Below are 22,581 nucleotides of genomic sequence, written 5' to 3' on the forward strand. Positions count from 1 at the left end.
GGGGTTATTTATTTTTTACTAGTCGCAATCCATTAAATTGCCATCTTAGTTGAGGGTGAAAAAAATTACGATATGTAGGTCTTGTATGATTATTAGGAGTAGCCACAGAACCTCCTCTAAGCACTTTCTGATTTACCATAAATTTTCCGTTATACTCGCCAAGAGCTCCAGGAGCTTTACTATAGTTAGGATAAGGCAAATATGCACTTTCAGTCCACTCCCATCTTATCCCCCAATCAAAAAACTGTTGAGATGCTTCCCATTCAAATTCTGTCGGAAGACGCTCTCCTTTCCATTGAGCAAATGCAAAGGCTTCATAATATGATATATGAGTAACAGGAGCTTCTAAATCCAATTCTATTAATCCCCTCAATGTATACTGAGAATATCTTTCATCTATATTATGCCAATAAAGCGGTGTCTTAATATCATTAGAATTAATCCAATCCCAAGCTTCTGCATGCCACAACAAACTATTCTTATACCCTTTATCATTTATAAAATCAAGGTACTCCCGATTAGTTGTCAAATTATTGGCAATATGATACTCCTCAATAAACACTTTATGTGAACTAAGTTCATTATCATAACAAAATCCTTCTCCCTTATAACCAATCTCGTACAACCCTTCATTAATCTTATGATATCCAGTTGAAGGATTTACTTTCGGATTCTCATTAAACGTATCATTATATTTTGGTAATAACGGATTGTTACCTAGAATATATTTTATATCCGTTAATAATAACTCTTGATGTTGTTTTTCATGATGAATACCAATCTCCACAAGTGCTCTAATCTCTGTATTATCATTATCTTCTAAAAATGAATACAAACTATTAGTTACATAGTCTCTATACTCATAAACTTCACTAACCGTAGGTCTAGAAAGATTACCTCTATTAGTTCTTATAACTCGTTTCCCTACACTTTCATAATAACTATTAAAAACATATGCAAAATCATTATGAAATCGAGTATAATCCGTTTTGTATTTAGCAAGAATAAACTCTTCAAAAAACCAAGTAGTATGTCCTAGATGCCATTTTGGTGGAGAAACATCAACTATGGGTTGAACAACATAATCTTCTGTTTGAAGGGGGGCACAAATTTCTTCTGTATGAGATCTTGTAGCTAATAAAGAAGAAAGCAAATTATCAGTAATTACCATAAAAAAAGAGCGTATTCGATTTACGAATACACTCAAATTTAATGATTTTTATTATTTCACTACTTGATAACAGAGTTAATCCAATGTTAAAAACTCAAATATCTATTTTGGTTTGATAAAAGTAATTGGCACCTCATATGCTATAGCAATAGGCTTTTTACCCCATTTTCCAGGTTTCATTTTAGGAATAGCTCTAATAATTCTAACAGCCTCTCTTTGTAGATGTCTATGACCTCCTTTAACATCTATTACCTCAGCCTTACCTTTGTTATTAATTATAAAATCCACAGTTACTGTGCCTTCTAATCCATCTTTTTCCGCAATTTCAGGATATCTAAAGTTTCTAATAATATGGTTTCTAAGATTATTATCAAAACATTTTATAGGAGTTTGTCTTGATTTATCGCATTTAGGCCATATAGGAGTAATCCCTTTTTCATTAGCATTATCTTGAGACAGGATAACATTATCCTGAGCAAATAAAAAGGTGGAACATAAAATTGTTGCAATAAGTAGTAGTTTTTTCATAGTATTCAGTTTAAGTTTTGGGGGGTTAAACTGCAACTGCACCTTTAATATGAGGGTGCGGATTATAGTCTTCCAGTATGAAGTCATCAAAAACGAAGCCAAAAATATTTTCTACCTTAGGATTGATCCTAATAATTGGTAATTTTTTAGGAGTTCTAGACAACTGTAATTCTAATTGTTCTTTATGATTATTATAAATATGAGCATCTCCAAATGTATGTACAAACTCTCCCGCTTCATAACCGCAAACTTGTGCCATCATCATTGTAAACAAGGCATAAGAAGCTATATTAAATGGTACTCCTAAGAAAATATCAGCACTTCTTTGATATAACTGACAAGATAATTTCCCATTAGCTACATAAAATTGAAAAAAGGCATGGCAAGGAGGCAATGCAGCTTTTCCATTCGCCACATTTTCCGAAAAAGATTTAGATGTATCCGGTAAAACACTAGGGTTCCACGCAGATACCAACATTCGTCTACTATCTGGATTATTTTTTAGAGCTTCGACGATTTCTTTAATTTGATCAATTTCATCTCCATTCCAATTACGCCATTGATGTCCATAAACTGGTCCTAAATCTCCATTTTCATCTGCCCATTCATTCCAAATACGAACTCCATTTTCCTGTAGATACTTAACATTTGTATCTCCATTTAAAAACCATAATAGCTCGTGTATAATAGACTTTAAATGAAGTTTCTTGGTAGTCACCATTGGGAAACCTTCGCTCAAATCAAAACGCATTTGATATCCAAAAACACTTTTGGTTCCTGTTCCCGTTCTGTCTTCCTTTTCATTTCCATTTTCTAGCACATGACGTACCAGATCCAAATATTGCTTCATACTCCCTTACTAACTTTCTTTTTGAGTTTGTTAAAATTATACTAATTCCTGTCAAATATACAAAAAATAGGTTTTGAGATATCGTTTAATGCGTAGATTATGAAATACTTGTAAAATCTAATCCACAATTACATTTTTAACAAAAAAATCTATCTTATTTTATCCGATAATCATTCCGGCGATAGTGGCTGATAAAAGTGAAGCGATCGTACCACCTATTAAAGCTTTCATTCCAAACTCTGATAATGTTTTTCGTTGTCCAGGTGCAAGAGAACCAATCCCTCCAATCTGTATTCCAATTGATGCAAAGTTTGCAAAACCACATAACATATACGTAGCCATGATTACTGATTTATTATAAGTCAAATGTGTCACGTTTGCTACATTTTTTAAATCGGCTAATTGTATATAACCAACAAACTCACTAGCAGCTAACTTAATACCGAGAAGTTGTCCCATTAAAGCGATGTCTTCTTTTGCAACTCCAATTAACCACATTAATGGTGCAAAAATATAGCCCAAAATAAGTTCAAGAGATAAACTTTGGTATGCTGTGTTTGATGCAATCCAAGTATTAACAGATGTTATATCTCCGACCCAACCTAACATACCATTAAGCATTGCAATAAAAGCCACAAATACTAACAACATAGCTCCAACATTTACTGCCAGTTTCAAACCTTCAGTTGTTCCATTTGCAATAGCATCTAAAATATTAGATCCTATTTTTTCTGAAGAAACATATACATCGGTATTAATTTCTTCTGTCTGTGGAAATAATATCTTAGAAATAATAATCGCTCCTGGTGCAGCCATTACAGATGCAGCCAACAGGTGTTTTGCAAATTGCAATCTCAAAATCGGATCGTCTCCTCCCAAAAAACCTATATATGCTGCTAATACAGCTCCCGCAACAGTTGCCATACCACCGATCATAACCAATAGCATTTCGGATTTATTCATTTTTTCTAAGTACGCTTTAATCAATAAAGGCGCCTCTGTTTGACCTAAAAAAATGTTACCAGCTACACTTAAACTTTCTGCTCCTGATATCTTTAGCGCTTTAGTTAATAACCAGGCAAGTCCCTTTACTACCTTTTGGATGACACCTAAATAAAATAATAATGAAGTTAAAGCCGAAAAGAATATAATAGTGGGTAATACTTGAAAAGCAAATATAAAACCAAAAGTATCCATATCAACAACCAAACCTTCAAACAGAAATTTACTTCCTGCCCTAGTAAAGTCTAATACACTAACAAACAGGCTTCCTACCCATTCGAATATTGTTTGAACAAACGGAACTCTCAAAACCCCAATAGCAATAACTAACTGAAAACAAACACCTAGGCCAACTGTTTTCCAATTAATTGCTTTTCTATTACTACTAAATAGAAATGCAATAGCTAGTAAGACAATCATTCCTAAAACTCCTCTCCAGAAACTCGAAAAAGAAAAACCTTGATTAGGAATTAGTTCACTATTTGTTGGTACAGGAGCAACGTCGGTTATTTCCTTTTTAGGAATAAAAGAATATATCACATCTCTTTTAGATAAAACTAAAGTAGAATCTGTAGTACTTCGAATTTTATATTTTATAATAGAGTCCTCTGCGATATCAGGAAAAAACAACAACACATTACCTTGAGCAAGGTAATCACCTTTAAGATTTTCTAATCGATTATTAAACTTATAAGAAAACAAACCTTCTTCTAAATTTAAATAATCGTTGTCTCCAACTTTAAATATATTATCAGAGGCTCCTTCAACATTCTTTAGAATCCATTCTTTTTCTATAGACTGTGCTGATAAAATAGTAATAGTAAATAATGATAGTAGGAGAAATAGTAGTCCTTTTTTCATATAATTAGAAAGTAATAATATATTATTTCGGAATATGTGATAAACGTCTTCAAAACTAACCTCGTTTTGAAATTTCATCTCTTATTCTGGCTGCCAATTCATAATCCTCATTGCCAACAGCTTGATCCAACATGCGATTTAATTCTTCGAGAGATAAATCTTGATAACTAGTTTCTTTACCTACCATTTCTACATCATCTGAAACTAATTCATCTACAAGTAGACTTTCAGCATCATCATCATCTTTCTTAGGATTTACCTTAAGATAAATTCCCGCTTGATCCAAGATGTTTTTATACGTAAAAATAGGCGCTTGAAAACGCAATGCAAGTGCTATGGCATCACTCGTTCTAGCATCTATTATCTCTTCGATCTTATCACGCTCGCAAATAATACTTGAATAAAAAACACCATCCACTAACTTATGAATGATTACCTGTTTAACCACTACATCAAATCGATCAGCGAAGTTTTTAAATAGATCATGAGTTAATGGACGAGGAGGTTTAATCTCCTTTTCTAAAGCAATTGCTATGGATTGTGCCTCGAATGCACCAATAACAATTGGTAATTTTCTTTCTCCATCTACCTCGCTTAAAATTAATGCATAGGCCCCATTTTGGGTTTGACTGTAAGATATTCCTTTTATGTTCAGACGAACTAAACTCATAGTAATTTTCAATAAAAAAAAGGCTGTTTGAACAAATGGACTTTACCTGAGTTCAAACAGCCCTTGATTGGGCACAATTTATGAAAATTATGCGTTATTCGCCTTAAATTCCTTTAATTTTTCAATTAACTGAGGTACTACCTCAAAGGCATCACCAACAATACCATAATCTGCAGCCTTAAAGAAAGGTGCTTCAGGATCATTGTTTATTACTACTTTTACCTTACTAGAATTAATTCCTGCAAGATGTTGAATTGCTCCAGAAATCCCAACAGCAATATATAAGTTGGTAGCTACAGGCTTTCCTGTCTGTCCTACATGTTCACCGTGAGGTCTCCACCCCATATCACTTACGGGCTTAGAACAAGCAGTAGCGGCTCCAAGAACATCAGCTAACTCCTCTATCATTCCCCAATTCTCTGGCCCCTTAAGACCTCTACCTCCAGAAACCACAACTTCTGCATCTGCAATAGATACTTTATCCGTTGCCTTATCTACTGATGTTACATTAACACCAAAATTTGCATCCGATAATGATGGATCAAAACCTTCTGCTGCCGCAGCACCTTGAGTTTCTTTTAATCCGAATGCGTTATTAGATAATCCTACTATTTTTACATCTGTAGAAATCTCCGTAATATTAAACGCTTTATTCGTAAAAGCTGTTCTTTTTACAGTAAAAGGAGCTACATTTTCAGGTAATGCAACAACGTTAGAAGCATATCCTGCATCAAGATTAACAGCTAACATAGAAGCTAAAAACTTACTATCCGCACTAGAACTAACTACTACAACTTTTGCTCCTTCTTTTTCCGCCGCTTGCTTCAATGAATCTGCATATGCTTTTGCACTAAACGTAGCTAGTTTATCGTTTTTAATTTCTAAAACTTTATCTACTCCATATGTTCCAAGATCACTACTATTCTCCACGTTAACGCTAACTGCGGTAACAGTAGTACCTAGCATATTTGCTATTTCTTTTGCATAGGATGCAACCTCAAAAGCAGCTTTCTTAAATTTGCCTCCTTCACTTTCTGTGTATACTAAAACTGACATATATACTGTTTTTTTATATTGAATCTAATACCATTATTATGATAGTAGACATTCTTTAAAATTATTATATTGCTTTAGCTTCGTTATGTAATAACTCAACTAATTGACCTACATTATCAGGAGAAACCAAAGTTACATCTCCTTTTGGAGCTGGTTTCTCGAACTTAACAGCTTTTGTTTCTTGTGTAGCCTCTATAGCTTCTATAACGGTAAGCGGTTTTTTACGAGCCATCATAATTCCTCTCATATTAGGAATTCGAAGATCACTTTCTTCTACCAACCCTTTTTGACCACCAACTACAAGTGGTAATGTAGTTGTCGAAGTTTCTTTTCCTCCATCAATCTCACGAACTGCAGTGGCAGTATCTCCTTCTATCTCTAATCCAATACAAGTATTTACAAAATTAGCACCTGTTAGGGCAGCTAACATACCTGGCACCATACCTCCATTATAATCAATAGATTCTCTTCCTGCAATTACAAGATCATATCCCCCATCTTGCACAACTTTAGCCAGTTGCTTTGCCACATAAAAACCATCTGTAGCTTCTGTATTAACTCTAATTGCATTATCTGCTCCAATAGCTAAAGCTTTTCTTAAAGTAGGTTCAGTTTCAGCTCCTCCAACATTTACAACATCAACAGATGCACCTTGTTTTTCTTTAAACCACATAGCGCGTGTTAATCCAAACTCATCATTAGGATTAATTACAAACTGTACTCCATTTGTGTCAAACTTTGTATCTCCTTCAGTAAAATTAATTTTAGAAGTAGTGTCCGGCACATGGCTAATACAAACTAATATCTTCATTTTATATAGGTATTTTTTGAGAATTTAATAATAAAAGCGAAGGTACAAATAAAATGTCGAATTTACTATGCGTGCATAGTAAATTTTTCAATTTTCAATGATTAGTAAAAGGTATTAATTGCTACTTTTGCCTTTCGTGTAGCACAAAAATAATTATTTTAGAAATGAAAACGATACAATTCAGAGAAGCAATTTGCGAAGCAATGAGCGAAGAAATGCGCCGAGATAAATCTATTTATCTTATGGGTGAAGAAGTAGCTGAGTACAATGGAGCTTATAAAGCTAGTAAAGGTATGCTTGATGAGTTTGGCCCAGATAGAGTTATTGACACTCCAATATCTGAGCTAGGTTTTTCTGGTATAGGGGTTGGTAGCGCAATGAATGGTAATCGTCCGATCATAGAATTTATGACTTTCAACTTTTCATTAGTTGGAATTGACCAAATCATTAATAACGCTGCAAAAATGCGTCAAATGAGTGGTGGACAATTTAATATTCCTATCGTATTTAGAGGACCTACTGCATCTGCTGGACAATTAGGTGCTACACACTCTCAGGCTTTTGAAAACTGGTTTGCAAATACTCCAGGACTAAAAGTAGTAATCCCTTCTAACCCTAAAGACGCTAAAGGTTTATTAAAATCTGCTATCCGTGATAATGACCCAGTTATTTTCATGGAAAGTGAGCAAATGTATGGAGATAAAGGTGAAGTACCCGAAGGAGAATACACAATACCACTTGGTGTTGCAGAAACTATTAGAGAAGGTGCTGATGTAACAATCGTGTCTTTTGGTAAAATTATTAAGGAAGCCGTAAAAGCTGCAGATGAACTTGCGAAAGAAAACATCACCTGCGAAATTATAGACCTTAGAACTGTACGCCCTCTAGACTTGGATGCTATTTTTACTTCAGTAAAAAAGACAAATCGACTTGTTATTCTAGAAGAAGCTTGGCCATTAGCAAATATCGCATCTGAAATAACGTATCAGGTTCAATCTAATATTTTTGATTATTTAGATGCTCCTGTCATAAAAATAAATACAGCTGATACTCCAACACCTTATTCACCGGTTTTATTTGAAGAATGGTTACCAAACAGTAAAGATGTTGTTAAAGCTGTCAAAAAAGTAATGTATAAATAAAAGGAACCCTTTTTCTTTGCGTCTGATAGATTTTTAAATTTTGATTTGCTGCATCATAAAAGTTGGCTCGAAATTTGATGAAATATCACAAGTTTACAAACGTCAATTTTTAGGGCACTTTGAAATTTTGAGTTTATATATTTAAAAATGTTTTGTGTTAAGCTCTATAATCAAAAGCTTAACACAAAACATTTTTGGATTTGTAAAATATAAGAGGTAGGGTTTTTATATATTGATGTGTTTTAGATAGAGCAACATTAAATTGATACTATAGAATTAGGTTACAACATACTAATTGACTAATAAAAAAAGGGCTTAATTGCTCCTTTTTGATTTTTTAAAATCAAATTAATTTAATGATGCTAATCATAATTATTTAAAAATATTAGATGAAATATTGGGTTTTAGGGTTATTATTTTTTGCTTTTAGCAACTCCTTCGTTTTCGCACAAACTAAAGTAAGTGGTTATGTTTATGATAGTAATAAACAATCCGTTCCATTTGCAAACATTGTTTTCGTAAATTCAACTATTGGAACTATTACGGATGAAAATGGTAAATTCTATATGGAATCTGATCAAAATCACAGTAGTATTAAGGTATCTTTTATTGGTTTTGAAACAAAAACAATAAAACTTTCTAAACGCACCACTTATAACATGGAAGTTGTTTTAGAAGAAGAGGCGGCCTCATTAGACGAAGTTGTCATTTATAAAGGAAAGACTTCTAAAAAAAATAACCCAGCTATAGATATTCTTCGTAAAATTTGGGATAATAGAAGAGAAAATGGTGTTAAAAAGTTTAAGCAGTATAATTATGATAAGTACGAAAAACTTGAATTCGATCTAAACACCATTGATAGCGCTCTAGTTAATAGTAGAATTTTTAATGGTATGGAATTTATTTTCGAAGATATTGATACTTCGAGAATTACCGGTAAAACCTACCTCCCTATCTTTCTTAACGAAGCAATTTCTAAGGTATATGGTGATAATGAGTTAAACGAACTTAAAGAGGTTTTAAAAGGTAATAAAAATGCAGGTTTTAGCGATAATCAAACTCTTATAGCATTCGTAAAAGATTTATATTCTGATTACGATATCTATGACAATTATCTAAAGTTTTTTGACAAAAGTTTTACCAGTCCTCTTTCTAGAACTGGGATCAATGTATATAATTACGTCTTATCAGACAGTGCTTACATAGGAAACAAATGGTGTTATAACATTATCTACTATCCTAGAAGAAAAAATGAACTTACTTTTAAAGGAGATTTTTGGGTAAATGACACTACTTGGGCAATCAAAGAAATCAACCTAGAAGTTACCAAAAGTGCTAATATTAACTGGGTAAAAGACTTATACATCGAACAGGAATTTGATGTTCTTAATGATTCCATTTTCCTTATTACCAAAGATTATTTTCAATCAGATTTTGCTTTTAATAAAAAGGAGAAATCTAGGGGAATGTATGGTAAAAGAACTACCCTTTATGATAATTACAAATTTGACCAAAAGAAAGATAAAAAATTCTACCAAAGCCAAGTAGACCCTTATAATCAAGATATTTATAATAGAGACGATTCTTTTTGGACTAACGCCAGAATGGAAGATCTGAACAAAGACGAACAAAAAGTATACAAATTACTAGACACCCTTAGAACAGTAAAAGCTTTTAAAAGACTTTATAACGTAGGTACCATATTAGCTACAGGTTATGTAGAATTTAATGGATGGGATTTTGGTCCTTTATTCTCTACAGTGGGATATAATACGATTGAAGGGTTTAGATTAAGAGCTGGAGGTCGCACGTATTTTACTGCAAATGATAGATGGAGGATAGAAGGATATGGAGCTTACGGTTTTAGAGATAATAAGTTTAAATACGGAATTTCTGGAAAATATCTAGTAGACAGAAAGTCAAGATTAATAGTTTCAGCTGGAAATCGAAGAGATGTAGAACAATTAGGAGCCAGTCTAACTAACACAAACGATGTCGAGGGACGAAGTTTAGCCTCTTCATCGATAGTTGCCACAGGTGATAACAGTAGATTAACATCAATTAACCTATCGGCTTTTTCGATGCAAATAGAACCACGAAAGAATTTCACTATAGGAGTCACTGGATCATATAGAACATTAAAACCAGCAGATGATGATTTATTTAGTCTTGACTTTTTCGATCCTGAAACTGGTGAAATAAAATCTGAAATTAAGCAAGCAGAAATAGCTACTACGCTGGCCTATTATCCAGGACGTAAAACAACCGGATACGGTGTAGATAAAATAACAGTAAACGATGGCGACTATGCACAATTATTCCTTAATTATTCTTTAGGACTAGATCATATCTTAGAAAGTGATTTTGAGTATCAAAAACTTCAATTCTTCTATAGGCAACCATGGAATATTGGTGGTTTTGGTGTTCTTAGTAGCTCTTTAGAAGTAGGTAAAACGTTTGGAGAAGTACCTTTAGGACTGCTAAGTGTTGTACCTGGTAATCAGACATACTTATCAATTCAAAATACATTTCCGTTATTAAATTTTTACGAATTTGTTACAGATACTTATGCCGCTGTACATATTGAACATAATTTTAATGGTAGAATTTTTTCTAGAATACCGTTACTTAGAAAATTAAATTTACGAGAACTTGTTGGCATTCGAGGAGTTTGGGGTGAGTTATCTGATGAAAATATCGCACTAGATGCCTCTGGTTTCTTACAAACTGTAGGAGCTCCGGATGAAGAAATCTACTGGGAATATAGTGTTGGAGTTGGAAATATCTTTAAAGTATTCAGAATTGATTTTCACTTTAGAGGAAATTACTTCGATAACCCTGATGCCCGTGATTTTGGAGTAACAGGATCTTTCGGGTTCTATTTCTAAAAGAGATAAATTCTATATGATTTAATCTCTTTTATCAAGCTTTATATTTTTGCTTATTTATTTTATAAACTGTACTATTATTTTTACGAAAAGGTTTAAGGTTACCGTAACATTAAATATTAGCACAAAAATCTGTTATTTTTGGTTATAAATTTTAACCAAACCCTTGTAATACTTATATTTGCCGCCCATAAAAATGAGAATAATAATATGAGCGCAGCAAATCGCGATAGTTTCGATGTACTAATCGAAATTCCAAAAGGAAGCCGAAATAAATACGAATACGATTTTGATATAAAAAAGATCCGCTATGATCGCATGATCTTTTCTTCTATGATGTATCCAGCAGATTATGGATTTATCCCAGAAACTTTGGCATTAGATGGTGACCCACTTGATGTTCTAGTATTGGTAACAGAACCTACATTTCCTGGATGTGTAATAGAAGTTAAACCAATAGGTGTTTTTCATATGACGGATGAAAAAGGTCCAGATGAAAAAATCATTTGTGTACCTGTAGCAGATCCTATCGCTAGTCGTTTAGCCGATCTAAAAGAAATGAATCCACACCTTATAAAAGAAATAGAACATTTCTTCCAAGTATACAAAGATTTAGAAGAGAAAAAAGTAGATGTTGGTGGCTGGGGAAATATAGATGAAGCCAGAGAAATTATCAAAGCCTGTGTAAAACGTTTTGAGGATATGCCAAATAAACCAAAAGGTTTATTCAGTATTCACTAAAGTCCATACAAAAAATAAATAAAAGCGCAATATTTTGTAAAGAATATTGCGCTTTTTCTTTTTAGCTTTATTTTACTACATTTAGTGACTAATTAACTAAAAATACATTTAATGGAATCAAATATGATTTATATGCCAATTGTTTTGGCATTACTAGGGCTTATTTATATGCTGGTTAAAAAATCTTGGGTAATGAAACAAGATGCCGGTGATGGAAAAATGAAAGAAATTTCAGATCATATATACGAAGGAGCCTTAGCTTTCCTAAATGCAGAGTATAAATTACTTGCAATATTTGTAGTAATAGTAAGTGTTTTACTTACCATTGTATCTTTTGTAGTACCAACTACTCATTGGTTAATTGTTATTGCTTTTATATTTGGAGCGGTTTTCTCTGCCTTTGCAGGTAATATAGGGATGAAAATTGCTACCAAAACAAATGTAAGAACTACACAAGCAGCTCGTAATAGCTTACCAAATGCGCTAAAGATTTCCTTTGGTGGAGGTACAGTAATGGGTCTTGGTGTTGCAGGTTTAGCAGTTTTAGGATTAACTGCTTTTTTCATTGTCTTTTTTCATTATTTTATGGGAGGACAATGGACCAACACATCTGATATGACTGTTGTTCTGGAAACTTTAGCAGGATTCTCCTTAGGAGCTGAATCTATTGCTTTGTTTGCTCGTGTTGGTGGAGGAATTTACACAAAAGCCGCTGATGTAGGAGCAGATTTAGTTGGAAAAGTAGAAGCAGGGATCCCAGAAGATGATCCTCGTAATCCCGCTACAATTGCGGACAATGTTGGAGATAATGTTGGAGATGTTGCAGGTATGGGTGCAGATTTATTTGGTTCCTATGTAGCCACAGTATTAGCGGCAATGGTATTAGGTAATTATATCATTAAAGATATGGGAGGAAATATTGTCAGTGAAGGGTTTGATGGTATTGGACCTGTTTTATTACCTGTTGCAATAGCAGGAGCTGGAATTATTATTTCTATTATCGGAACGATGCTTGTAAAAATAAAAAGTAACGATGCTAAAGAAGCCCAAGTTATGGGAGCTCTTAATATCGGAAACTGGACATCAATCGCATTAGTAGCTGCATCTTGTTTTGGTCTATGTACATATATGCTTCCTGAAACCATGAAAATGGAATTTTTCGGAGAAGGTTTAATAGATATTTCTGCAATGCGGGTATTTTACGCTACATTGGTTGGTCTTTTTGTAGGAGGAGTAATTTCTGCCGTTACTGAATATTATACAGGTTTAGGCAAAAAGCCTATATTAGAAATTGTACAAAAATCAAGTACTGGAGCAGGAACTAACATTATCGCTGGTCTAGCTACTGGTATGATTTCGACTTTTTCTTCTGTCTTATTATTTGCAGGAGCTATTTGGGCATCTTATGCTTTTGCTGGATTTTATGGTGTAGCTATGGCTGCATCTGCTATGATGGCTACAACGGCAATGCAATTAGCAATTGACGCTTTTGGACCTATTGCTGATAATGCAGGAGGAATTGCAGAAATGAGTGAACAAGAACCAATCGTAAGAGAGCGAACTGATATTTTAGACTCAGTAGGAAACACGACAGCCGCAACTGGAAAAGGATTTGCTATTGCATCTGCAGCGTTGACTTCCTTAGCTCTATTCGCTGCATATGTAACATTTACAGAAATTGACGGAATCAACATCTTTAAAGCACCTGTATTAGCCATGTTATTTGTTGGTGGAATGGTACCTGTAGTATTCTCTGCTTTAGCGATGAATGCTGTAGGAAAAGCAGCAATGGAAATGGTATATGAAGTGCGTCGACAATTTAAAGAGATTGCCGGAATTATGGAAGGAACTGGAAAACCAGAGTATGACAAATGTGTCGCAATTTCTACTAAAGCCTCTTTAAGAGAAATGATGTTACCAGGATTGCTGACTATAGGGTTTCCATTAGCAATAGCTTTTATTCCCATGATTTTTGGAATGAATAATCAGGCTATAGCAGAAATGTTAGGTGGATATATGGCCGGAGTTACAGTTTCTGGTGTTTTATGGGCTATATTCCAAAATAACGCCGGTGGAGCTTGGGACAATGCTAAAAAATCATTTGAAGCAGGTGTAGAAATAAATGGAGAAATGACTTACAAAGGTTCCGATGCTCACAAAGCAGCCGTAACGGGAGATACAGTTGGAGATCCTTTTAAAGATACTTCTGGACCATCCATGAACATCTTAATTAAATTAACATGTCTAATCGGTCTTGTAATTGCACCTATTCTTGGCGGACACACTTCTGAAACTGCCGTTGCAACAAATGAAATAGAAGTTATAGAAACAACATCTTCTTCTGATAAAATAGGAAAACTAATTCAAGTTGAAATGAATATGGATGGTGATATGGCAAATGCTAAAGTTACCATAACTAAAACTGTCAATGGAAAAACTTCTACCGAAGTAAAAAAACTTAAAGGGACTGAGAAAGATGTAAAAATAAAAATTGAAGAAATTAAAGCTTCAATAAAATAATATTTAAAGCTATTTAATAAAAAACCTCGCTATTTAGCGGGGTTTTTTATCTTTATATTGCAGCATAATTACAATTATAATGTTCAAAAAAAAACCATTACGAATTAATTCTTACTTAGGATATGGAACTACAAACAGATTAAGGGCAACTGGAAGAGCACTAGAAGATGAGAATGTCAATTTCGATGGAAATACAGGAACTTTCAAAACATTACGAAACATTTATCGACAGTTCGAAAGTGATGAAATTAGAAAAGCGCATATCGATCTAAAATTATCTAATGGACAAAAATACACTACAACCACGGATGCCGAAGGATACTATAATTTTGATGAAATTATATCAAACTCTAATGAATTACTAAATAAAGAAGGATATATTAATTATATAGTTTCCTATCAAACTACAGGTAACAAGAATGTAATTCAATCAAATATCTTTAAGGGAAAAATGTTAGTTCCTTCTAAAAAAGCTTCTTATGGTATAATCAGTGATATTGATGATACAATTCTGCATACTGGTGTAGCATCTATCTTAAAGTGGCGAGTAATTGCAAACACTTTTTTTAAAAATTTTGATAGGAGACTGCCGCTTGAAGGAACTGTCCAATTTTATCAGAAACTTAAACTAGGCAAAGCCAAAAAATCAACTAATCCAATTTTTTATGTTAGTAATAGCCCTTGGAACTTATATGATTATTTAACCGCTTTTTTAAAAAAACATTACTTCCCAGAAGGACCTATTTTATTAAGAGATTTTAGAACACCCTTTGACAAAACACCAAAACCAACGGCTCCACATAAACAGTCAGAAATTTTAAATATCCTAAAAATATATCCTAATTTAAAGTTCATACTTATTGGAGACAGTGGCGAAAAAGATGCACATATTTATACAGAAATAGCAGGACAATTTCCCGACCGAATATTAGCAATTTATCTGAGAAGTGTTAATCACAAGAGAAAAGAAAAAAGAATCATGGATATTATTAATTCTTTTACCATTACTCCTATCCTACTTGTTCACTCATCACAAGAAGCGGAAGAACACGCAAGAAAGCATGGATTTATAGATTAATTTTTTAAACTTCTAACTTCAGAAGTCAAAACCATCATTGCATCCTGTAATTGTTTAATACTTGCAGTATCAGAATTTGCATCAATATTAAAACTCAGTTTACTGTTCACTTCCCAAACCTCTACTATTTGATGTGTGTGGATTGTAAATGGTAAGTAATCAGTGTTTAGAGAAATTAACGTCAATACCGAAGAATCTTCATTCTTTCTAACTTTCTTTACCACTACACTATCCTGTAAAACTACAACATACAAAGCATTACTACTCAATTCTGAAAGACTATTTATAGCTTTTCCAATAACCCACTCTTTAGGCTCCAAAACAGGCAACATACTATCTCCTTCTACCTGAAACCCTCTATACGTAGCATTCCTATACTCTGGCAATGGTATATCAAACGCAGGTAATTGTTGATACCAATCCACATCCTGAACGTTATGCGGATAACCAGCTGCCGCCTTTACATTTACAAGAACAATATTTTCATTATTCTCCGAATCCACGGTAACAACCTTAGGTGTAACATCACCATTATGTAACTGAATTCTCTTTTGATCACTCTCGCCAAACAACCATAAAGGATTCACTCCAAACTCCTGAAGTAATTTAGAAACTACTTTTCCTGAAATCTTTGTTTTTCCTCTTTCTATATCCGCAGTAGAATTTTTAATATTCAAAATTTTAGCAAAATCAGATTGCGTAAAATGATTTTCCTCGCGGATTGATTTAAAGCGTTGAATGGTTTGGTTAGTTAAATTATCCATACAACTATTATTTATTTATTAGCATACATTTCGGTTACTCCGGTTAGGGATAATTATGTAACAAATATACTGTTTTTTGGAATAATTCCAATTTTAACACTATTTCATTTTTATTTTATTGGAATAATTCCATAAATTTGGAAAAATTACTAGTCAACTATAATCTTATGAGATCACAAATTGTATTACATCGACCGGAATCGGAAAAAATCATTAAGTATTCATTAAATAATTCTATCCCAGCAACAGAAGAACTTTATGAGGGTTTAACCAAAAAAGGATTTTATTTCATTAGGAATCATAAGGTTGGCAATTATATTTTTGACTTTTATTGTCCTGTATTAAAAATTGCTATAGAAATAGATGGATATGCCCACGAATTTTCTGATGTATATAGTCAGGATGCTCCTAAAAAATTGCACATTCATTCTTTGGGTATAACCGTATTGCGTTTTACAGATTATCAAATCCTTGTTGACATTGAAGAAATATTTAGAGCATTAAAGCACGAAATCAAGACATCCAATCAAAATTCGTATGTCGTTTGATAGAATCACTGAAAAACTATCGATTCTTGCCGATGCAGCTAAATACGATGTATCTTGTGCAAGTAGTGGAGGAAAAAGAGCAAATACGCAAAAAGGATTAGGCAATAATACTGGAATGGGTATATGCCATAGTTATACAGAAGACGGACGCTGTGTATCCTTATTAAAAATTTTACTTACCAATCACTGTATATTTGATTGCGCATACTGTGTTACAAGAAAAAGCAATGACATAAAAAGAGCCGCATTTAAAATCCAAGAAGTAGTCGACCTGACCATAAATTTTTACAGAAGAAACTATATAGAAGGTTTATTTTTAAGTTCTGGAATCTTCAAAAATTCTGATTATACAATGGAACGCTTAGTAGCCGTGGCAAAGAAACTAAGACTAGAAGAGAATTTTAATGGTTACATTCATTTAAAATCAATTCCTGGTTCAAGTGATGAACTTATGAGAGAAGCTGGACTTTACGCTGACCGATTAAGCGTTAACATAGAAATTCCTACAATATCAGGACTAAAACTTTTGGCCCCAGACAAAAAACATGAAGATTTTATAAAACCTATGAGAAAGGTGAAAAATGAAATCATTCGGTATAAATCTGAACGAAAATCGATAAAAAACACTCCTAAATATGCTCCTGCAGGTCAAAGTACTCAGATGATTATTGGAGCGACAGGAGAGAGCGATAGAGATATTATGTATTCTGCAAACTATTATTATCAAAAATTTAATATGCGTAGAGTCTATTACTCAGGTTATATACCAATAACCACGGACAATCGACTACCTTCTATACAGACTGAGGTGCCAATTTTAAGAGAAAACAGATTATACCAAACTGATTGGTTACTTCGCTTTTATGGATTTTCAATCCAGGAATTATTAAACGATCAACATAAAAACCTAGAGTTAGATATAGATCCTAAATTGAGCTGGGCTTTACGAAACATGGAAGTTTTTCCGATTGATATTAATACAGCTGATAAAAATATAATTGCTAGAGTACCTGGAATCGGAATGCAATCCGTATACAAAATACTACAAGCTAGAAGATTTAGAAAATTAGATTGGTCACATCTTAAGGCAATTGGTATCTCTCTAAACAGGTCCAAATATTTTATAACCTGTAACTCTGCAATTTTTTTTCATAAAGATATAGCTCCATTAAACTTAAAAAAACTTATTGTGAATACTTCCAAAAGTAAGCACAATAAATATTTTACAAATCAACTAAGCTTATTTCCTTAAACGTAATACTATGAATCCACAAACTATTTTACAATACGATGGAAGTTTTGATGGATTCCTATCATGTGTTTTTATGATCTATGAACAAAAAATTGATTCGCCAATTATACAAAAACAACAAGAAATAAATAATCAACTATTTACGATTTCAGAAACAATCTATACAGATAAAGCTAAAGCCAAAAGAGTCTGGAAAGGTATCAAGGGTAAAACTGACATATCACAACAGAAAATTCTTTTCAGGGCATTCTTAAGTGAAATTAAGGGTGTCGAAAACACAATATTTTCCTATATAAAGAATACTTTTAAGGCCACAAATTCTAAATTCATTGATTATAGCAACAAAGATATTCTTAAAATAAGTCAAGTAGCTAAAATGGTTAGTAGAGAGAAACACCGTATGGAAGCTTTCGTAAGATTTAAAAAAACCAAAGATAAAATCTACACTGCTACTATAGAACCTGATTTTAATGTACTACCTTTATTAATACACCACTTTACGGATCGCTATGCGGATCAAAAATGGTTAATCTATGATATTAAAAGAGCTTATGGAATATTTTATAACCTTCAGAAAGTAGAGATAATTACTTTAGACTATTTTTCCAAACACACTACTACAATTAACAAAGAATATTATACTAATGATGAGTTGGAATTTCAACAATTATGGAAAACGTATTTTGACAACGTTAATATAAAATCCAGGAAAAATTCAAAACTACATATACAACATCTTCCAAAAAGGTATTGGAAATACTTGATCGAAAAAAACAATATATAAAATAAAATGTTAAATTTGGCGTTCAATAACCCAATTAACTATATCTATCAATTATGAAAAGATTATTTTTAGGAGCAATTGCTCTAACGTTAGCTGTTTCAGTAACTTCTTGTAAAGACACAACAAAAGCAGAAGATGCTGCTAATGAAGCTGTTGAAGAAGTAAAAGAAGCTGCTGAAGAAGCGAAAGAAGCTGCTGGAGAAGCAGTTGAAGAAGCAAAAGAAGCTGCTGGAGAAGTAGTAGATTCAGTAAAAGCTGCTGCTGGAGAAGCAGTAGACGGTGCGGTTGATGCTGCAAAAGATGCTGCTGGTGATGCAGTTGATGCTGCAAAAGACGCTGCTGGTGATGCAGTTGATGCTGCAAAAGATGCAGTAAAAGACGGAGCTAATAAAGCTACTGATGCACTTAAAAAGCAATAATATATAGTCATATATATGTAAAAACCCTTCCAATTTGGAAGGGTTTTTTATTTACTAATCGAACCATTTTACTTTCTCTTCGACTGGATTTCTTTTAGAAGATAACTCATCTTCTTTATCGTAATTACCTATATAAAGAAAACCTAGGCACCTTTCTCCTTCTTCAAGTTCAAAAAACTGGTCTGCATATTTTATTGATACGGGACTACTCCAATAGCATCCAACGTTATTAGCTGCGCATGTAAGCCACATATTCTGGACAGCCATAGCAGTTGCAGCTATTTCTTCCCATTCTGGAACTCGTTCTTTAGCATCTCTTTGCATACATATAGCTATAATAGTATCAGACGCATCACATTTATCTTTAATCTTTTTGACTTTAAATGGCGAAAACTTATCATCTGGTGTGATATCCGTATAGGTATCCGATAAAAAACTTCCTAATCTATCTTTTGTTCCTCCACGTACGACCTTAAAACGCCATGGTTCCGTTAAACGATGTGTAGGAGCCCAATTTGCATTCTCCAATAAGTTTTTAATAAATTCTTTAGAAACTGGCTTATTATTATATTGAGAAGGAAAAATTGCCCTTCGTTCTCGAATAACCTGATTTAAATATTCATTATTCATGAATTTTATGTTTTTAATGTAAAGTTATTATTAATATTGAGACCAATAAAAAATAAATCCCAATTTAGATCTTGAATTTGCGAATTCGTCTTCATACAAAAGAACAACTTGATAATTTATCGCTATCTGGAAAGAAATTATCAAAAGTATTAATAAGCTTAAAATTAATCAATAAACTGTTCGGAAATCACAAGCAGCTAGCTAAAAGTACTCTTGATTATTGTATTAAAAACCCTCAAAAAAAACCAATTCGTATTGTTGATATAGGTTGCGGAGGTGGTGATAGTATTTATAACGTTTTTAGTAAGCTTAATAATAATGGTATTCAAGGTAATTTTCTTGGAATTGATGGAAATCCACAAACTATTAACCACGCTAATTCTTTATATGCTAAAGAGGATCAAATACAATTCGAGATTGGTGATATTCTAGATCCTGCATTTATAATTCCTGATTGTGATATTATCATAAGTAGTCATTTTATATATCACTTTGAAGATGAAGAACTAATTAAATTTATAAAAAGAATACAAGAAAAAGGAATTAAGCATATTATATTTAGCGAATTAAAAAGAAGTAAAACTGCTTATTTTTTATTTAAGTATTCAAGTATTTTTTTACCCATTTCTAAATTAGCCAAACAAGATGGATTAATTGCAATACAAAGGGCTTTTACCATTAATGAATTAGAAAATATTATTAATAAAAGTGACGTAAAAAAATATACTGTACACAAAAAAACATGGTTTAGAACCTTAACCAAAATAGATCTTTAATTATGAAAGAAATCCTTATTCAAAATCTAAAAGAAATAAAGGAAACTCCTAAAACAATGATCTTCACATATATTATAATATATTTTTTATGGGGATTAGGAATGAATCAGTTTGGTGCAGAAATGGAAATTGCAAGATTTAGTTATTGGTGGCAGGTAATCACTTGTTATATCTTGTATATGGTTCCGATTTCAATTTTATTAAAAAAATACAACTTCTTTAATCAATATGCATACGGATTAGTGGCTATGGGTATTCTCGAGTTTCTGGGGTATTGGTTACAAACTTCTTATGTATATCCAAATAACATACTAGACCTATTATTTAATCCTCAGAATTTTAGTTTGGGAATGGCTTTATTTTTTGCTTTATACTTTCCTGCTGGAAACTGGCTAGTTAACAAAGTTCATAGCCTAATTTTCAAAAATTGATATAAACTTTGTTTTTTACTTTTTAACCAAGATAAATTGCTGCTTGCCTTGTTTTTTAACTCGATATTTATCTTGAATATCTTCTGCACCTTTTAGATCCAAAGAATCCTTAACAAAAGTTATCCAATCTTGTCGATGCACAATCACATTATCTAAAACCACATCTGATAAATCAGCATCATCTAACTTAGTTCCCCATAAAGTAGCTTCTGTTAAATCTGCTTCTGTCAAATCTGCTCCATATAATTTCGCATTTGTTAAATCACAACTTAATAATTCTGAATTGGTTAGATCGGCATTAGTAAGATTAGCTCTTTTTAATATCGCATCAGATAGATTTATTCTTTTTAAATTAGCGTACACCAATTCCGCTCGCTCCAAATTAGCCGCAGGAAGATTAACTTCTGATAAATTAGAATGGTTTAAATTGATATACTTTAAATTAACTCCTCTACCCAAGAATATATCTTTAAAATATGTGTAACTAAAATCAGAAGCATCTAAAATCTCTCTATAAGATTGATCTGCTAGGTCACTTCTTATCAAACTAAATAACAATTGACCTTTTTCTGGACTGATTTTTTTATCAATAAGCTCCCCATCTTCTTCATATCTATAGGGTTTCATCGCTCTAGACAAGCTCGCTATTCTTGCTTCTAAAACGGGACTAATATTACGCTCACTAGAACCCTTATATTTTAGTTCCTCACTTAGATCAGAAAGCAAATTATCCATAATAAAAACTAAAGAGGATCTTCTCTCGGCTTCTATTAATTCATTTTGATTATCTACTAACTTATTCTGGTTAATTACCAGTTTTGTTTGGTATAACAATATAACAGAAGGTATAAGTGTCACAAACAACCCAAAAAGACCAATTCTAGTAATACGCCAGATAATATTAGAAGAAACATCAGAAACGGTATCGACAGAAACAGTTTTCGTTTCCTTGTACTCACTGATAGCATTAGTAATACTTTTCTTAAGTTTTATTCCTAAGAGCGGAACACTAGATTTTTTAAGTAACCAAAAACCAACACTTTTTTTCTTTTCTTTTCTTTTTTTAATCTGATCTAATCGATCCTGAAGTTGTTGTTTTTCCTTCTCTAGCTGCTTTATTTGTTCTTGCTCGGTCACTTTACTCTAGGGTTTGGGATTTTGAATCTCCAATATATTAAAGTTAAATGATTAATACCAATTAAAAAAAAGAAAGCCTTTTTATAAAAAAAAGGCTTTCCAAATCTAACATAATAAAATATAGTCCAAAAAAACCATACCCTTACTTTATATAATTAGAAATATCTTCTGTAATACTTTCTACCAACGAAGTTCGTTCTCCATCATCTACTTGATTAATAATCTTTGCTAAAAGCAGTAAGTAACTCGCAACATAATCACTTTTCTTATTCTCATTCACATACTCTTTACCCTCAACCGCTATGAAGGTAATTAGATTACGTATAACCTCTCTTAAATCCGAAATACTTAACTCCTCTTTCATTTTTCAAGTAGATTTGTTTCTAAATTTTATAATGAAAGTAAGGTTCTAACTTTCTAAAAATGAATATAAAACTTTAGAAAAATAGTAATTCTCGATAAAAGGCAACTTTTATCGATTTAGAGAATTTTGTAGAAATTTAAAGGAAAAATGTACAGTTA

At 32.7% G+C, this 22,581-nt stretch carries 22 protein-coding genes; 11 read left to right on the plus strand and 11 right to left on the minus strand.

The features are described from left to right. Nucleotides 1–4 precede the first annotated feature (4 nt). The 7 genes from egtB to J8L88_RS09755 form a co-directional block, all read right to left on the minus strand. Complete coding sequence (gene egtB / locus J8L88_RS09725; RefSeq protein ID WP_211060721.1) at nt 5–1,171, minus strand: ergothioneine biosynthesis protein EgtB; 1,167 nt, start codon at nt 1,169–1,171, stop codon at nt 5–7. 102 nt (nt 1,172–1,273) lie between these two features. Beyond that, on the minus strand, nt 1,274–1,699 hold the full coding sequence (locus tag J8L88_RS09730; protein WP_159092100.1) for an energy transducer TonB: 426 nt from the start codon (nt 1,697–1,699) through the stop codon (nt 1,274–1,276). A 25-nt stretch (nt 1,700–1,724) separates the two neighbouring features. After that, nucleotides 1,725–2,549, minus strand: coding sequence for a thymidylate synthase (locus J8L88_RS09735; RefSeq protein WP_211060642.1), 825 nt, complete (start codon nt 2,547–2,549; stop codon nt 1,725–1,727). 159 nt (nt 2,550–2,708) lie between these two features. After that, complete coding sequence (locus tag J8L88_RS09740) at nt 2,709–4,412, minus strand: NupC/NupG family nucleoside CNT transporter (protein WP_211060643.1); 1,704 nt, start codon at nt 4,410–4,412, stop codon at nt 2,709–2,711. Between the two features lie 55 nt (nt 4,413–4,467). Next, entirely contained in the window at nt 4,468–5,082 is a 615-nt protein-coding gene (locus tag J8L88_RS09745) for a bifunctional nuclease family protein (RefSeq protein WP_211060644.1), read from the minus strand. 87 nt (nt 5,083–5,169) lie between these two features. Further along, entirely contained in the window at nt 5,170–6,138 is a 969-nt protein-coding gene (locus J8L88_RS09750) for an electron transfer flavoprotein subunit alpha/FixB family protein (RefSeq protein WP_211060645.1), read from the minus strand. Nucleotides 6,139–6,202: 64 nt separating this feature from the next. Beyond that, nucleotides 6,203–6,949 (minus strand): electron transfer flavoprotein subunit beta/FixA family protein, encoded by a 747-nt coding sequence (locus tag J8L88_RS09755; RefSeq protein WP_027393016.1) that lies wholly within the window; start codon nt 6,947–6,949, stop codon nt 6,203–6,205. A 164-nt stretch (nt 6,950–7,113) separates the two neighbouring features. Between J8L88_RS09755 and J8L88_RS09760 the strand changes: the two genes are divergently transcribed. The 5 genes from J8L88_RS09760 to J8L88_RS09780 all read left to right on the plus strand — a co-directional run bounded on the left by J8L88_RS09760 (nt 7,114) and on the right by J8L88_RS09780 (nt 15,318). After that, nucleotides 7,114–8,091 (plus strand): pyruvate dehydrogenase complex E1 component subunit beta, encoded by a 978-nt coding sequence (locus J8L88_RS09760; protein ID WP_118389043.1) that lies wholly within the window; start codon nt 7,114–7,116, stop codon nt 8,089–8,091. A 389-nt stretch (nt 8,092–8,480) separates the two neighbouring features. Further along, nucleotides 8,481–10,979: a DUF5686 and carboxypeptidase-like regulatory domain-containing protein gene (locus tag J8L88_RS09765; protein WP_027393014.1), complete on the plus strand. Its 2,499-nt coding sequence runs from the start codon at nt 8,481–8,483 to the stop codon at nt 10,977–10,979. 210 nt (nt 10,980–11,189) lie between these two features. Beyond that, nucleotides 11,190–11,720: an inorganic diphosphatase gene (locus tag J8L88_RS09770; protein ID WP_027393013.1), complete on the plus strand. Its 531-nt coding sequence runs from the start codon at nt 11,190–11,192 to the stop codon at nt 11,718–11,720. A 111-nt stretch (nt 11,721–11,831) separates the two neighbouring features. Beyond that, nucleotides 11,832–14,240 (plus strand): sodium-translocating pyrophosphatase, encoded by a 2,409-nt coding sequence (locus J8L88_RS09775; RefSeq protein ID WP_118389042.1) that lies wholly within the window; start codon nt 11,832–11,834, stop codon nt 14,238–14,240. Between the two features lie 79 nt (nt 14,241–14,319). Beyond that, nucleotides 14,320–15,318, plus strand: a complete 999-nt coding sequence (locus J8L88_RS09780; protein WP_211060646.1) for an App1 family protein — start codon at nt 14,320–14,322, stop codon at nt 15,316–15,318. On the opposite strand, the gene J8L88_RS09785 is transcribed toward J8L88_RS09780, so the two are convergent. Beyond that, nucleotides 15,315–16,082 (minus strand): LexA family transcriptional regulator, encoded by a 768-nt coding sequence (locus J8L88_RS09785; protein ID WP_211060647.1) that lies wholly within the window; start codon nt 16,080–16,082, stop codon nt 15,315–15,317. The genes J8L88_RS09780 and J8L88_RS09785 overlap by 4 nt on opposite strands. Before the next feature lie 167 nt (nt 16,083–16,249). Between J8L88_RS09785 and J8L88_RS09790 the strand changes: the two genes are divergently transcribed. The 4 genes from J8L88_RS09790 to J8L88_RS09805 are packed head-to-tail and all read left to right on the plus strand — an operon-like array spanning nt 16,250 to nt 19,085. Then, on the plus strand, nt 16,250–16,630 hold the full coding sequence (locus J8L88_RS09790; RefSeq protein ID WP_211060648.1) for an endonuclease domain-containing protein: 381 nt from the start codon (nt 16,250–16,252) through the stop codon (nt 16,628–16,630). Next, nucleotides 16,620–17,882 (plus strand): putative DNA modification/repair radical SAM protein, encoded by a 1,263-nt coding sequence (locus J8L88_RS09795; RefSeq protein WP_211060649.1) that lies wholly within the window; start codon nt 16,620–16,622, stop codon nt 17,880–17,882. Before J8L88_RS09790 ends, J8L88_RS09795 begins: the two co-directional genes overlap by 11 nt. Before the next feature lie 10 nt (nt 17,883–17,892). Continuing rightward, the gene (locus J8L88_RS09800; RefSeq protein WP_211060650.1) at nt 17,893–18,666 is read left to right on the plus strand and encodes a TIGR03915 family putative DNA repair protein; all 774 of its coding nucleotides are present in this window, start codon (nt 17,893–17,895) and stop codon (nt 18,664–18,666) included. A 53-nt stretch (nt 18,667–18,719) separates the two neighbouring features. Then, nucleotides 18,720–19,085, plus strand: coding sequence for a hypothetical protein (locus J8L88_RS09805; protein WP_051336102.1), 366 nt, complete (start codon nt 18,720–18,722; stop codon nt 19,083–19,085). 54 nt (nt 19,086–19,139) lie between these two features. On the opposite strand, the gene J8L88_RS09810 is transcribed toward J8L88_RS09805, so the two are convergent. Then, entirely contained in the window at nt 19,140–19,715 is a 576-nt protein-coding gene (locus tag J8L88_RS09810) for a nitroreductase (protein ID WP_027394110.1), read from the minus strand. A gap of 71 nt (nt 19,716–19,786) precedes the next feature. Here J8L88_RS09810 and J8L88_RS09815 point away from each other — a divergent pair, with 71 nt between their 5' ends. Both J8L88_RS09815 and J8L88_RS09820 read left to right on the plus strand, forming a co-directional pair. Next, nucleotides 19,787–20,491, plus strand: a complete 705-nt coding sequence (locus tag J8L88_RS09815; RefSeq protein WP_211060651.1) for a methyltransferase domain-containing protein — start codon at nt 19,787–19,789, stop codon at nt 20,489–20,491. Between the two features lie 2 nt (nt 20,492–20,493). Beyond that, complete coding sequence (locus J8L88_RS09820; protein WP_027394108.1) at nt 20,494–20,922, plus strand: hypothetical protein; 429 nt, start codon at nt 20,494–20,496, stop codon at nt 20,920–20,922. 15 nt (nt 20,923–20,937) lie between these two features. Here the strand turns inward: J8L88_RS09820 and J8L88_RS23760 are convergent, their stop codons facing one another. Next, nucleotides 20,938–22,059, minus strand: a complete 1,122-nt coding sequence (locus J8L88_RS23760; RefSeq protein ID WP_051336205.1) for a pentapeptide repeat-containing protein — start codon at nt 22,057–22,059, stop codon at nt 20,938–20,940. Nucleotides 22,060–22,201: 142 nt separating this feature from the next. Then, nucleotides 22,202–22,423: a hypothetical protein gene (locus J8L88_RS09830; protein ID WP_027394107.1), complete on the minus strand. Its 222-nt coding sequence runs from the start codon at nt 22,421–22,423 to the stop codon at nt 22,202–22,204. Between the last annotated feature and the right edge of the window lie 158 nt (nt 22,424–22,581).

This window comes from Aquimarina sp. MMG015 (assembly GCF_018100855.1).
Lineage (GTDB): Bacteria > Bacteroidota > Bacteroidia > Flavobacteriales > Flavobacteriaceae > Aquimarina > Aquimarina latercula.